Source organism: Pseudomonas lactis, assembly GCF_001439845.1.
In the GTDB taxonomy this organism is placed as follows: domain Bacteria; phylum Pseudomonadota; class Gammaproteobacteria; order Pseudomonadales; family Pseudomonadaceae; genus Aquipseudomonas; species Aquipseudomonas lactis.
Window position 1 is genome coordinate 58245 of record NZ_JYLO01000002.1, and the last position, 12899, is coordinate 71143.

Annotated in this window: 14 protein-coding genes; 12 read left to right on the forward strand and 2 right to left on the reverse strand. The window is 60.1% G+C overall.

The window, feature by feature from the left end; genetic code table 11:
* Positions 1–82 precede the first annotated feature (82 nt).
* The gene (locus TX24_RS03075; protein WP_003193487.1) at positions 83–886 is read left to right on the forward strand and encodes an IclR family transcriptional regulator; all 804 of its coding nucleotides are present in this window, start codon (positions 83–85) and stop codon (positions 884–886) included.
* Here the strand turns inward: TX24_RS03075 and TX24_RS03080 are convergent, their stop codons facing one another.
* A complete protein-coding gene (locus TX24_RS03080; protein ID WP_003193485.1) occupies positions 887–1939 on the reverse strand; it encodes an NAD(P)-dependent alcohol dehydrogenase in 1053 nt (350 codons plus the stop codon).
* A 180-nt stretch (positions 1940–2119) separates the two neighbouring features.
* On the opposite strand from TX24_RS03080, the gene TX24_RS03085 reads away from it, so the two are divergent.
* Positions 2120–3013, forward strand: a complete 894-nt coding sequence (locus tag TX24_RS03085) for an AraC family transcriptional regulator (RefSeq protein ID WP_003193483.1) — start codon at positions 2120–2122, stop codon at positions 3011–3013.
* A 168-nt stretch (positions 3014–3181) separates the two neighbouring features.
* Here TX24_RS03085 and TX24_RS03090 read toward each other — a convergent pair whose 3' ends face one another.
* A complete protein-coding gene (locus TX24_RS03090) occupies positions 3182–4846 on the reverse strand; it encodes an electron transfer flavoprotein-ubiquinone oxidoreductase (RefSeq protein ID WP_003193481.1) in 1665 nt (554 codons plus the stop codon).
* A gap of 516 nt (positions 4847–5362) precedes the next feature.
* Between TX24_RS03090 and TX24_RS03095 the strand changes: the two genes are divergently transcribed.
* The 10 genes from TX24_RS03095 to TX24_RS03140 all read left to right on the forward strand — a co-directional run bounded on the left by TX24_RS03095 (position 5363) and on the right by TX24_RS03140 (position 12809).
* A complete protein-coding gene (locus tag TX24_RS03095; protein ID WP_003193480.1) occupies positions 5363–6112 on the forward strand; it encodes an electron transfer flavoprotein subunit beta/FixA family protein in 750 nt (249 codons plus the stop codon).
* Between the two features lie 2 nt (positions 6113–6114).
* Positions 6115–7044 carry an electron transfer flavoprotein subunit alpha/FixB family protein gene (locus TX24_RS03100; protein WP_057709677.1) on the forward strand — a complete coding sequence of 310 codons (930 nt, stop codon included), beginning with the start codon at positions 6115–6117 and terminating at the stop codon, positions 7042–7044.
* A 72-nt stretch (positions 7045–7116) separates the two neighbouring features.
* Complete coding sequence (locus TX24_RS03105) at positions 7117–7932, forward strand: substrate-binding periplasmic protein (RefSeq protein ID WP_057709678.1); 816 nt, start codon at positions 7117–7119, stop codon at positions 7930–7932.
* A 9-nt stretch (positions 7933–7941) separates the two neighbouring features.
* A complete protein-coding gene (locus TX24_RS03110; protein ID WP_003193475.1) occupies positions 7942–8304 on the forward strand; it encodes a DUF4398 domain-containing protein in 363 nt (120 codons plus the stop codon).
* A complete protein-coding gene (locus TX24_RS03115) occupies positions 8301–9113 on the forward strand; it encodes an OmpA family protein (protein ID WP_003193474.1) in 813 nt (270 codons plus the stop codon). The genes TX24_RS03110 and TX24_RS03115 overlap by 4 nt, the downstream gene beginning before the upstream one ends.
* 267 nt (positions 9114–9380) lie before the next feature.
* A complete protein-coding gene (locus TX24_RS03120) occupies positions 9381–10820 on the forward strand; it encodes an aminotransferase-like domain-containing protein (RefSeq protein WP_003193472.1) in 1440 nt (479 codons plus the stop codon).
* 93 nt (positions 10821–10913) lie between these two features.
* Positions 10914–11405 carry a hypothetical protein gene (locus TX24_RS03125; protein ID WP_057709679.1) on the forward strand — a complete coding sequence of 164 codons (492 nt, stop codon included), beginning with the start codon at positions 10914–10916 and terminating at the stop codon, positions 11403–11405.
* Positions 11406–11567: 162 nt separating this feature from the next.
* Positions 11568–11822, forward strand: coding sequence for a YkgJ family cysteine cluster protein (locus TX24_RS03130; protein ID WP_003193468.1), 255 nt, complete (start codon positions 11568–11570; stop codon positions 11820–11822).
* A gap of 41 nt (positions 11823–11863) precedes the next feature.
* Positions 11864–12469: an START domain-containing protein gene (locus tag TX24_RS03135; RefSeq protein ID WP_034133560.1), complete on the forward strand. Its 606-nt coding sequence runs from the start codon at positions 11864–11866 to the stop codon at positions 12467–12469.
* Positions 12470–12572: 103 nt separating this feature from the next.
* The gene (locus TX24_RS03140; protein WP_014719530.1) at positions 12573–12809 is read left to right on the forward strand and encodes a hypothetical protein; all 237 of its coding nucleotides are present in this window, start codon (positions 12573–12575) and stop codon (positions 12807–12809) included.
* The last annotated feature ends 90 nt before the right edge of the window (positions 12810–12899 follow it).

Genomic DNA, 12899 nt, shown 5'->3' on the forward strand with positions numbered 1-12899 from the left:
GCCAGCTCCCACCTTGGATCTCCTGTGTTCAGGAGGGCCGTATTTGCCATAATGCCCCCGCTTTCATACTTATAGGCCCGATATGCAGGAAAACGCCCACACCCCCGTCAAAGACGCCGCCCCCACCGGCACCCAGACCCTGTTGCGCGGCCTGGGCGTGGTGCAAGCGGTGGCGGCCGGTGCGCGGGATCTCAAGGAGATCGCCCGGCGCATCGGCACCACGCGCAGCACGACACACCGCCTGGCCAGTTGCCTGGTAGACGAGCGCTACCTGCGCGTGGTGCCCCAGGTCGGTTATCTGCTGGGGCCCAAGCTGATCGAGTTGGGGTTCCAGGCCCGTGAAGAATTGCCCTTGGTGAACCTGGCGGTGCCGTACCTGGACGAGTTGTCGGCGCTGACCGGCGACACCATTCACCTGGCGATTCGTGAATACGACGAGGTGCTTTACCTGCACAAGAACCCCGGCCGCAACGGCCCGGAAATGCGCTCGCGGGTCGGCCATCGTATGCCGCTGGCGCGCACCGGTATCGGCAAGGCGTTGATGCTCGATGATTCACCGCAGGAGTGGCAGCGCTTGTACGAGGCGAGCTTGCCGACGGCGGGCAAAAGCCTGCAATGGCCGCAGCACCCGGAGCAATCCTGGGCGCAGTTCGAACAGCGCATGCATGAGTATGTGGAGGGGGGCTACGCGTTCGACCTGGAAGACAACGAGCCTTCGATCCGCTGCGTGGCGGCACCGGTGCGCGATGCCAGCGGGCGCATTGTCGCCGGCATCAGCATCGCCAGTACGGTGCCCTACATGCCGCTGGAGAAAATGGCCGAGCTGATCCCTGTGATCAAACAGGTCGCAGCCCGGCTGTCAGCGGAGTTGGGCGCCAAAGCCTGATCAGGCTTTCAGGCTCGCCATGTCGATGACAAAGCGGTACTTCACGTCACCGGCGATCATGCGCGTATAAGCCTCGTTGATCTGGCGAATGTCGAGCATCTCGATGTCGCAGGTAATGCCATGCTCGGCGCAGAAATCCAGGACTTCCTGGGTTTCGGCAATGCCGCCGATCAGCGAACCGGCCAACACTTTACGGCCCAGCACCAGCTTGGCGGCGTTGACGGGCGGGTCCACCGGCTCGATCAGGCCGACCAGGATATGCACGCCGTCAAAGCGCAGCACATCGAGGTAGGGGTTCAGGTCGTGCTGCACCGGGATGGTGTCCAGCAGGAAATCGAAGTACCCCGCAGCAGCTTTCATCTGCTCGGCATCGGTGGACACGATCACATGGTCGGCGCCCTGGCGACGGCCTTCCTCGGCCTTGCTGGCCGAACGGGTGAACAGCGTGACTTCGGCGCCCATGGCCTTGGCGAACTTGATGCCCATATGGCCCAGGCCGCCCATGCCGAGGATCCCGACTTTATCGCCGGCTTTTACGCCGTAGTGCTTGAGTGGCGAGTAGGTGGTGATGCCTGCGCACAGGATCGGCGCAGCGCTGGCCAGGTCAAGCTTGGCCGGGATCTTCACCACAAAGTGTTCACTGACCACGATGCTGTCGGAATAGCCGCCCATGGTGTTGCTGCCATCCACGCGGTCCGGCGTGGCGTAGGTCATGGTCGGGCCTTCGAGGCAATACTGCTCAAGGTCTGCTTGGCAGGCTTGGCAGTGACGGCACGAGTCCACCATGCAGCCTACGCCCACCAGGTCGCCGACTTTATGCGCGGTCACGTTGGCGCCGACCGCAGTGACCTTGCCGACAATCTCGTGGCCCGGCATCAGCGGGTACACGGCAATGCCCCATTCGTTGCGAGCCTGGTGGATGTCGGAGTGGCACACGCCGCAGTAGAGAATCTCGATGGCTACGTCATCGACGCGCGGGCTGCGGCGTTCAAATGACATCGGGGCGAGGGGCGTGGTGGCCGACTGGGCGGCGTAACCGATGGCGGTGTACATAGTAAACCTCACAAAAGCTTGGACTGCAGAGGCGGCAAAGTCTGCGCGCCGGCCCCTGGCGCGAACATGGCAATTGCTCCGAGTCTCATGCCTATTCGTCCGGCAGTGCCTGAGGTTTGGATATATTGGCCGCCAGACCTGCGATGATGCTGTCATCCCTCATTCGCGAAGTTTTTTGCCATGCTGTTGACCCGCCATTTGGACGCCAATGCCACGCTGGTTGCCTTGATCGAAGGGCTCACGCCCCGCGATGGTTTTTCCCCGACCCACCTGCCCGGCGTGCAGGTGCTGCGCGCCAGTTGCGATGTGGCGCGTGGGCCGCAGATCTATGAGCCAAGCCTGATGTTCGTGGCTCAGGGCAGCAAGGTCGCCTACCTTGGCCCGCGCACCCTGGAGTATGGCGCCGGGCATTACCTGATCCAGGCCATGCCGGTGCCGTTCGAATGCGAGACCTTTGCCATGGCCCCCGAGGCGCCGCTGTATGGCGTCACGGTAGGCATCGACCGCGTGGTGTTGGGCGAGCTGGTGATCGCCATGGGCATGCAGGCCGGGCCGCCGCCGACCGCGCAGACCTTGGAGTCGATGAGTTCGGTGGTGCTGGACGATGCGATGCGCGGCTGCGTCGAGCGGTTGTTGCAGTGCCTGCACGATCCGCTGGAAAGCCGGATCATGGGGCCTGCGCGGGTGCGCGAATTGTTGTTCACCGCCTTGCGCGGGCCCCAGGCTGATGTGTTGCGTGCGCTGGTGGAACAGCAGGGGCAGTTTTCGCGCATCGCCACCTCATTGAATCACCTGCATGCCCATTACGCCGAGCCGCTGAATATCGAAACGTTGGCCGGATTTGCGCACATGAGTGCCTCGACCTTTCATGAGCATTTCAAACGCTGCACCTTATTGTCACCGGTGCAGTACCTCAAGCGCTTGCGGTTATTGAAGGCCCAGCAGTTGTTGCTGGTGGAAGGCATGAGTGTGGCGCAGGCGGCGCACAAGGTGGGGTACCAGAGTACGTCGCAGTTCAGTCGGGAATACAAACGCTACTTCCTGCGCAACCCGGGCGAAGAGCGGGCGGCCTGACACCCCACGGTCTGTGTGGGAGCTGGCTTGCCTGCGATAGCGGTGTGTCAGCCATACATTTGGCACCTGAAGACCGCCATCGCAGGCAAGCCAGCTCCCACATTTTGATCGATGTCGCCCACAAAAAAGGCTCCCATCTCGGGAGCCTTTTTTGGCCAAACGAACGACTTACATATTCGGGTAAGTCGGCCCGCCCGCACCTTCCGGCGTCACCCAGGTGATGTTTTGCGAAGGGTCCTTGATGTCACAGGTCTTGCAGTGCACGCAGTTCTGGGCGTTGATCTGGAAGCGCTTCTCGCCGTCTTCCTTGGTCACCACTTCATACACGCCAGCCGGGCAGTAGCGCTGCGCCGGTTCATCGTAGAGCGGCAGGTTGGTGCCGATCGGGATGCTTGGGTCCTTGAGCTTCAAGTGGCACGGCTGCTCTTCTTCATGGTTGGTACCGGAGATGAACACCGAGCTCAGCTTGTCGAAGCTCAACTTGCCGTCGGGTTTGGGGTAGTCGATCTTCTGGCTGTCTTTGGCCAGCTTCAGGCAGGCGTAGTCCGGCTTGGTGTCGTGCAGAGTGAAAGGAATCTTGCCGCCGAAAATGTTCTGGTCGAGCCAGTTGAAACCGCCGCCGATGATTGCGCCGAACTTGTGCACGGCCGGGCCGAAGTTGCGGCTGGCGAACAGTTCTTCGTACAGCCAGCTGGCTTTGAAGCTGTCGACATAGGTGGTCAGTTCGTCGCCGCCTTCAGATTCGGCGAACAGGCGGTCGGCCACGGCGTCGGCGGCGAGCATGCCGGACTTCATCGCGGTGTGGCTGCCTTTGATCTTGGCAAAGTTGAGGGTGCCCAGGTCGCAACCGATCAGCGCGCCGCCCTTGAAGACCATTTTCGGCAGCGAGTTCAGGCCACCTTTGCAGATCGCGCGAGCGCCGTAGCTGATGCGCTTGCCGCCTTCCAGGTACTGGGCCAGCACCGGGTGATGCTTGAGGCGCTGGAATTCATCGAACGGCGACAGGAAGGTGTTGCTGTAGGACAGGTCGACGATCAGGCCGACCACCACTTGGTTGTTTTCCAGGTGATAAAGGAACGAGCCACCGGTGTTCTCGTTACCCATGATATCCAGCGGCCAACCGGCGGTGTGCACCACCAGGCCCGGCTGGTGCTTGGCAGGGTCGATTTCCCAGATTTCCTTCAGGCCGATGCCGTAGTGCTGGGCGTCGGCGTCGCTGTCCAGGTTGAAGCGCTGGATCAGTTGCTTGCCGATGTGGCCACGGCAACCTTCGGCGAACAGCGTGTACTTGCCACGCAGCTCCATGCCTGGGGTGTATAGGCCGTCTTTTGGCTTGCCTTCACGGTCAACGCCGAGGTCGCCGGTGATGATCCCGCGTACCACGCCGTTCTCGTCGAACAGCGCTTCCTGGGCGGCGAAGCCTGGGTAGATTTCCACGCCCAGGTTCTCGGCCTGCTGGGCCAGCCAGCGGCACAGGTTGCCCAGGGAAATGATGTAGTTGCCTTCGTTGTGCATGGTCTTGGGCACAAAGAAGTCGGGCACCTTGGTGGAGGCTTCCGGGCTGCGCAGCACATAGATGTCGTCGCGCACCACCGGTGTGTTGAGCGGGGCGCCGAGTGCTTTCCAGTCCGGGAACAGTTCATTCAGGGCACGTGGTTCAAACACGGCACCGGAGAGGATATGGGCGCCGACTTCGGAGCCTTTCTCGACCACGCAGACGCTGATTTCCTTACCGGCTTCGGCGGCCTTCTGCTTCAGTCGGCAGGCGGCAGACAGGCCCGCCGGGCCAGCGCCGACGATGACCACGTCGAATTCCATGTATTCGCGTTCCACAGGCTATCTCCTACTCAAGGCTCAACAGGCTTTTTTTTCTAATGGGTGGAGGTTCGGTGTGGTTCTGCGCGAAGGCAGCACCCACCTGTCTCTCTAGGTGGCGCATTATATATAGACCACTGACAGCGTCCAATACAAACGTTTGTTTGAATTGCCTGCAGCCTAGATAAATCAAAGCAACGGGGCTTATGACTGACCATTTTGCCGTATTGACCAGAATAGGCGTTCCGGTCAAGATACGGTCGGTTTTGCGCTTCCCGTAGGCAGACTGCAGGTTTCAAGAGCACGTCCAAAGACAGGCCGAAGGCAATAAAGGTGATGCGCACCCAAACGTTGGGGCGCAGTTTACACGCCGCGATAAAGAATGACCTCTCAGTCACCACTGACGAACGGTCGTCATTTCCCGTGTGCAAGGCCACTGCCGAGGTCTTTGGAGGTGCCCTTGTGTGCCGATGAGCATCAACCGCCAGGTTCGCCTAGGCGACTTTCTTTTCACCGGAGAGTAACGAGGAATCCATGAAGGTTCTTGTAGCTGTCAAACGCGTTGTCGATTACAACGTGAAAGTTCGCGTCAAGGCGGACAATTCCGGCGTCGACCTTGCTAACGTCAAGATGTCGATGAACCCTTTCTGCGAAATCGCTGTGGAAGAAGCCGTACGCCTGAAAGAGAAAGGCGTGGCGACGGAGATCGTCGTGGTGTCCATCGGCCCGACCACTGCCCAAGAGCAGTTGCGTACCGCTCTGGCCCTGGGCGCCGACCGCGCCATTCTGGTGGAGTCTGCTGAAGAGTTGACCTCCCTGGCCGTGGCCAAGCTGCTCAAGGCGGTTGTCGACAAGGAACAGCCACAACTGGTGATCCTTGGCAAACAGGCCATCGACAGCGACAACAACCAGACTGGCCAGATGCTGGCTGCACTGACCGGTTACGGCCAGGGCACCTTCGCTTCGAAAGTCGAAGTGAGCGGCGACAGCGTTGCGGTCACCCGTGAAATCGACGGCGGCGCGCAGACGGTTTCCCTGAAACTGCCGGCCATCGTCACCACCGACCTGCGTTTGAACGAGCCGCGTTATGCGTCCCTGCCAAACATCATGAAAGCCAAGAAGAAGCCTCTCGAGACGCTGACTCCGGATGCTTTGGGCGTTTCCACCGCCTCTACCAACAAGACCGTCAAAGTCCAAGCGCCGGCTGCACGCAGCGCGGGCATCAAGGTCAAGTCGGTGGCTGAACTGGTCGAGAAACTGAAAAACGAAGCGAAGGTGATCTGATCATGACTATCCTCGTAATCGCCGAACACGATAACAAGGTGCTGGCTCCGGCCACCCTGAACACCGTGGCCGCCGCCGCTAAAATCGGTGGCGACATCCACGTCCTGGTAGCAGGGCAGGGCGCTGGCGCCGTGGTTGAAGCCGCTGCGAAAATCGCGGGCGTGAGCAAAGTCCTGAACGCTGACAATGCCGCTTACGCGCATCAGCTGCCGGAAAACGTTGCACCACTGGTTGCAGAGTTGGGTAAGAGCTACAGCCACATCCTGGCTGCCGCCACCTCCAACGGCAAAAACATCCTGCCACGCGTTGCCGCGCAGCTGGACGTTGACCAGATCTCCGAGATTATCTCGGTAGAAAGCGCCGACACCTTCACGCGCCCGATCTACGCCGGTAACGCCATCGCTACCGTACAGTCCAACGCTGCGGTCAAGGTCATCACCGTGCGCGCCACCGGTTTCGACCCGGTTGCCGCCGAAGGTGGCTCGGCTGCCGTTGAAGCCGTCTCCGCTGCCCACGACGCTGGCACTTCCAGCTTTGTCGGCGAAGAGCTGGCCAAGTCGGACCGTCCTGAACTGACCGCTGCCAAGATCGTCGTCTCGGGCGGTCGTGGCATGCAGAACGGTGATAACTTCAAGCACCTGTACGCCCTGGCCGACAAGCTGGGCGCTGCGGTCGGCGCTTCTCGCGCAGCCGTTGACGCAGGTTTTGTACCCAACGACATGCAGGTCGGCCAGACCGGCAAGATCGTGGCGCCACAGCTGTACATCGCCGTCGGTATCTCCGGCGCGATCCAGCACCTGGCTGGTATGAAAGACTCCAAAGTGATCGTAGCGATCAACAAGGACGAAGAAGCGCCGATCTTCCAGGTTGCCGATTATGGCCTGGTAGCGGACTTGTTCGAAGCCGTACCTGAGTTGGAGAAGCTGGTCTAATCCAGCCACTTCACTTATAAAGAGCCCGGTCTTATGACCGGGTTTTTTTTTACTGATCGGGAGAGTCTTGCCATGGAACTGCGCCCCTGGGCCTTACTGTTGGGCCTTACGCTGCTGCCGAGCCTGACGCTCGCCGCCGGCAAGTGCGAGCGCCTGGTGATCACCGGCAGCCCGGACGCGCCGCCATTACTCTGGCGTGACCCCCAGGACCCTACGCACCTGATCGGCGCCACCGCTGACGTGCTGCAACAAGTGGGCAAGGACCTGGGGCTGAAAATCGACCTGCTCTACGGCGGCAAACGCTCCCTGGCCCTTGATGAAGCACGCAGCGGGCGCATGGACATTCTCGCCGACGCACCGCTGAACCTGGGCGAGCTGGACCACTTCGACTACATCCATCCAGCGCTGATGCAGACCGACTACCTGGTATGGACGCGCAAGGATTCCGCCCTGGTCTATTCCACCGCCGCCGATTTGCACGGCCACAAAGGCGCAGTCTCGGAGCGTGCGCGCTTGAGCGCCGAGTTCGAGACCTTCGCCGGCCAGCAACTCAACCTGCAACGTCTGCCCAACTTGACGCCGGCCTTTCAGAAGCTGCTGTTGGGTGAGGTGGACTACGTGCTGGCTGGGCGCTATTCCGGCATGGCCATGGCCCAGACTCTGGGCATGAGTAATGACCTGGTGGCTCATGATGTGCCTGTCGATCAGCCTGGCCTGTACTTGGCGATTTCCCACAACTCGGCCTGCAATGATCCTTGGCTGCGCGGACAGCTGACGAAAAAGATGACAGAATTGCCCGCCTCCGGTGTCGCGCAAGCCGCGCTGCAGCGCAATCTGGAGCGCTGGAAGGCGCAATTGCAACAACCTGTCGGCACCCCAACAAAGTAGGGATTTACAGTGATTTTTCGAGCTCTTTTCGCGGCCCTCGCCGTTGTTGCGCTGGCAGGATGTGCAACCGATCCTGCGCCGATCGAACAAATGCGCCTGACCCAGCAAGCCTTGGAACAAGCCACTGCGGTCGGGGCCAACACCGATGAATCCCCCGAACTGAAACTGGCCGAAGAAAAATTCGCCAGGGCCAAGGGCAACATGGCCGACCAATCCTACAAGCGAGCGCGTATGCGCGCCGAGCAGGCGGAGCTGGACGCGCGCCTGGCCGAAGCCAAAGTGCTGACCGGTAAGAGCCAGGAACAATTGAACGTGCTCAATACCCGTATCACTCGCCTGCGTAAGCAGCTGCAGTTGGGAGAGGCACAATGAGCCCGATGATCCGTGGTTTGAGTTGTGTACTGCTGCTGGGCAGCGTGGCCTTGGGCGGCTGTGCCAGCCAACCCACCAGCGAGCAGGCGTTGCAGCAGGCTGGCGATGACTTTCAGAAGGTCAAGGAAGACGCCAACGTGCTGCGCTTCGCGCCCAAAGACGTGATCCGCGCCGGCGAGTCCCTGGCTCGCGCAGACCGCCTGTCCAGCTACTGGGGCAGCGGCGCCGATGTGGTGCATTACGCCTACCTGAGCCAGCGTTACAGCGCCATTGCCCGAGAGCACACCCAGCAGGGCCTGAATGCCGAGCGCGGTACCCAACTGGAACTGGAGCGTCAGCGCCTGCAACTGGCCTTGCGCGAAAACAAGCTGGCCAGCGTGCAACAGCAGGGCAAGTGGGTTGAAGCGCAGATCGCCAGCCTCACCACCCAGACCGACCGTGGCTTGGTGATGACCCTGGGGGACGTACTGTTCGACACCGGCGAAGCTGAACTGCAGAACTCGGCCAATCGCACAGTGCTCAAGATCGTGCAATTCCTGCAACTGAACCCCAAGCGTCGGGTGCGCGTCGAGGGCTACACCGACAACACCGGTGGCGAGCAGGAAAACCTGAAACTGTCCCGCGACCGTGCTCAATCGGTGGCCGATCTGTTGATGGACCTGGGTATCGATGACAAGCGCATTGAGGTCGAGGGCTATGGCGACCAATACCCGGTGGAAGCCAATGCCTCCGAGCGTGGTCGTGCGCAGAACCGCCGGGTTGAAATTGTGTTCTCTGACGAGAAGGGCCAATTGGGCGCAGCACGCTAACATCCAGAACCGGATCAAATGTGGGAGGGGGCTTGCCCCCGATAGCGGTTGTTCAGTTGGTACATCCTTGACTGACACACCGCAATCGGGGGCAAGCCCCCTCCCACATTTTTTTGTGCTCTATGAATGCTGTCCCAGCCCCCTTACAGTTTTTACTGTCACTCCCGCCCGCGCTCGACTATTGTGGCAACTGTCCCCGTACACTTCTAAACTGTGCCGGTATGTTTCACACAAAAATAAAATACCCGTGAAATCGAGTGCTGCGTCATGACCAATCTGTTGCTTTACCAACGTATTGCCCAGCAACTGGCTGAGGACATCCGGCGCGGTGTCTATCAACCGGGGGAGCGCGTGCCGTCGGTGCGCAAGATGAGCTCCCAGCTCAATGTGAGCCATGCCACTGTGCTGCAGGCCTACGCCAACCTGGAAGACCAGGGGCTGATCCGGGCGCGGCCGCAGTCGGGCTATTACGTGCACCAGACGCCAGCACTCACGGCGCCTACGCCAGATATCGCACGGGTCGAGCGCCCAGGGTTGGTCACCCGTAGCAGCATCATCCAGCAGGTGCTGGTCGAGTCGCGCCGTGAAGGGGTGTTTCCGTTGGGCGCGGCGGTGCCGAGTGTCGACTACCTGCCGGTGCGGGCACTGCATCAGCAATTGGCCAAGGTCACACGCTTCCAGAGCCCACGGGCGTTCAGCTACATGTTCAGCCCTGGCTTTGAACCCCTGCGGCGCCAGGTGGCGATCCGCATGCGCGACGCGGGCGTGGTAGTGGACCCTTCCGAAGTGGTGATCACCCACGGCTGTGTCGATGCATTGCAGATGTCGTTGCGCGTACTGACGCGCCCTGGCGACCTGATCGCGGCTGAATCACCCACCTATTACGGCTTGCTGCAATTGGCTGATCTGCTGGGCCTCAAGGTGATCGAGATCCCTAGCGACCCCGCTACAGGCATGAGCCTGGAAGCCCTGCAACTGGCCGCCAACCAATGGTCGATCAAGGCGCTGGTGTTGACCACACGCCTGAGTAATCCGCTGGGCGGCACCATGCCGGAGGAGCGGCAGAAACAGTTGCTGCGCCTGGCGTCGGACTTCGATATCCAGATCGTCGAAGATGACATTTACGGCGAGTTGATGTTCGAACTTGGCCGCACCAAAGCCCTCAAGGCCTACGACCGCCTCGACCGCGTGATCTATTGCTCAAGCTTTTCTAAAACCCTGTCGCCGGGCGTGCGCATTGGTTGGATGATTGCCGGCAAGTACCAGCAGGAAATCCAGCGCCTGCAGATGTTCAGCACGCATTCTGCTTGCAGCGTCACGCAGATGGGCGTCGCGGCCTATCTGGAAAACGGTGGCTACGACCGTCATTTGCGCTACATCCGCCAGGAATACCGCAAGAACCTCAGCGCTTTCCAACTGGCGGTGCAGCAATACTTTCCCGAGGGCACCCAGATGACCCGCCCGACCGGCGGCTTTATCTTGTGGGTCAGTTTGCCGGGGCGGGTCAATACCCAGGAGCTGCATGTGCGTGCCCTGCAACAAGGCATTAGCATCGCACCGGGGCTGATCTTCAGTAATACCGAACAGTTCAACCACTGTATTCGTCTCAATTGCGGCACGCCGTGGAACCGCGAGGCAGAGCGGGCCCTGATGACCCTGGGAATGCTTGCCAGCCAGTTATGCCAAGAGGCCGCAGCGGGTTTTTGAGGCGTGTAAAGAGGACAAGGCTGATCTGTGCCCTTGTCATGCCGCGCACAACAAGCGAGCATATGGCCTTCTGCCGTTAATGCTGTTGGCGATATGACTTCTATTTTTCGCGTTACATGGATGATTGGCCTGCTGGGCCTGTGCAATGTGGGCAGCGTGCTGGCTGCAGCGCCGATGGCTGATGGCAAGCCTGCCGTCAGTGCCGAGCAAAAGACCTCAGCCAAGCAGCCAACCCCTGCGAAAAAAGCCCCCGCGGCACAAAAGAAGGCCGCCTCGACCAAAAAGCGTGCCCCCGTGGCGAGCAAGTCCAAGTCGGCCCGTGAAGTCGCCCAGACCAAGCTACCACCGGCACAGTTGGACCTGTCCCTGCCTTCGGACATGGTCAGGCATTTACAACCCATCGGCACCATGCCCAAGCCCAAGAGCGTGCCCTTACTGCCGCCGATGTTTGGCGAAAAGCCCACCGACAACAGCGCGTTCCAGATCAACGGCCGCTTGCTCAGCAACGAGATGAAGCTGCAACTGCGTAACGAAGAGCGCCGTGATGTTGAAGGCGCTGCGCTGGATTTCGAATTCAAGCAATAAACTTTCGGACCAGAGGTGACCCAGGTTGCCGACCATCTGTCGCAGACTGGTCGGTCACTTTTGTTTTGTGCGAAAAACCCCTGTTGGGCCATTTTAAAACGGCTGTTTAAGAGCGTACTCTAGCCCGGCCATCCCTATTGAGTCGTCGAGGACCTGCTGGTCATGAAATGCCGTGAAGGCTGTGGCGCCTGCTGCATTGCCCCCTCCATCAGTTCACCGTTGCCGGGAATGCCCCAAGGCAAACCCGCCGGCGTTCGCTGCGTGCACCTGTCGGTGGAACAACTGTGCCAGTTGTTCGGTCAACCGCAGCGGCCCGCCGTGTGCAGTGATTTCAAGGCGGATATCGACGTCTGTGGCAACGACCAGGCCGATGCCATCCGGCTGATCGGCTGGTGGGAGCAGATGACGGCGGCTTGATGGGCTTTACTATCGGAACTTCAACAATAAGGAATACAACGATGGGTTCGCTGAAACGAGTGGCTGTGCTGTGCGGTTTTACGCTGTTGTTTGCGGCCACTGCCCAGGCTGAGGATTGGCAAGTCGCCAAGGATGAAGACGGTATCAAGGTGTCCCTGAGCGAGATTGCCGGTTCCAAGTACAAGGCGTATCGCGGTGTGACGGTGATCAAGGCGCCTTTGGCCAAGGTCCAGGCGCTGCAGGAAGATGTGGTCGGTGCTTGCGCCTGGATCCATGAGTGCAAGTCTCAGAAGCTCGTCGACAAGAAAGGCGACGAGGCCTGGACCTATACCCAGTTCAAGGCGCCGTTCCCCGTGACGGACCGCGACTCGTACATCCACGTCACCACCAGCAAAGCCGCTGACGGCACCGTCACGCGCAAACTGGAAGGTGTGCCGACCTACAAGCCTGAAGAAAAAGGTTACGTGCGGGTCGCCCAGGTGGAGGGTTTCTGGAAACTGGTGCCAAAGGGCGATAACCAGACCGAAGTCACCTACCAGGTACACACCGAGCCGGGCGGCAGCGTACCTTCGTGGTTGGCCAACAAGTTCGTGGTGGACGCACCGTTCAACACCTTGAAAGCCTTGAAAGACCACGCTGAAAAATAAGTGCGGTTGATCCGGTGCCTCCGGGCTTGAGCGGAACGTTTTGCGCGCCGCCAAGGTCCAGATATGTGTAAGCCCACCTATGGGTTTTATCGAGGAGGCACCGATGCAAACGTGGCAAATTACCTTCGTTGATGATCACGGTGAAAAGTCCGTGCAGCAGTTCACCTGCGAACAAAAGCCCAGCCTCGAAGACGCTGCGCATATGATTCGTGCGAAGCTGGTGCCGATTGCTGCCGAACTCGATCTCAATGACCTGGAAGGCCGTAAACCCGAGCCGACGGTCAAGATTCTCAAAGACCAGAACAGTATCCAGATTCTCGATATTTCTCCCTCCGTCTAAACATTTTTCACACGCCACACGAGCACCTCTGGTGGAGGTGATAGCTTCGCGCTACTCTGCAATCGAGATCAGCGAATGAATCGCTAAGGT

Bases quoted from the DNA above. Each gene is read 5' to 3' on its own strand.
- TX24_RS03075 (WP_003193487.1), top strand. From the start codon at position 83: ATGCAGGAAAACGCCCACACCCCCGTCAAAGACGCCGCCCCCACCGGC.
- TX24_RS03080 (WP_003193485.1), bottom strand. From the start codon at position 1,939: ATGTACACCGCCATCGGTTACGCCGCCCAGTCGGCCACCACGCCCCTC.
- TX24_RS03085 (WP_003193483.1), top strand. From the start codon at position 2,120: ATGCTGTTGACCCGCCATTTGGACGCCAATGCCACGCTGGTTGCCTTG.
- TX24_RS03095 (WP_003193480.1), top strand. From the start codon at position 5,363: ATGAAGGTTCTTGTAGCTGTCAAACGCGTTGTCGATTACAACGTGAAA.
- TX24_RS03100 (WP_057709677.1), top strand. From the start codon at position 6,115: ATGACTATCCTCGTAATCGCCGAACACGATAACAAGGTGCTGGCTCCG.
- TX24_RS03105 (WP_057709678.1), top strand. From the start codon at position 7,117: ATGGAACTGCGCCCCTGGGCCTTACTGTTGGGCCTTACGCTGCTGCCG.
- TX24_RS03115 (WP_003193474.1), top strand. From the start codon at position 8,301: ATGAGCCCGATGATCCGTGGTTTGAGTTGTGTACTGCTGCTGGGCAGC.
- TX24_RS03120 (WP_003193472.1), top strand. From the start codon at position 9,381: ATGACCAATCTGTTGCTTTACCAACGTATTGCCCAGCAACTGGCTGAG.
- TX24_RS03125 (WP_057709679.1), top strand. From the start codon at position 10,914: ATGACTTCTATTTTTCGCGTTACATGGATGATTGGCCTGCTGGGCCTG.
- TX24_RS03130 (WP_003193468.1), top strand. From the start codon at position 11,568: ATGAAATGCCGTGAAGGCTGTGGCGCCTGCTGCATTGCCCCCTCCATC.
- TX24_RS03135 (WP_034133560.1), top strand. From the start codon at position 11,864: ATGGGTTCGCTGAAACGAGTGGCTGTGCTGTGCGGTTTTACGCTGTTG.
- TX24_RS03140 (WP_014719530.1), top strand. From the start codon at position 12,573: ATGCAAACGTGGCAAATTACCTTCGTTGATGATCACGGTGAAAAGTCC.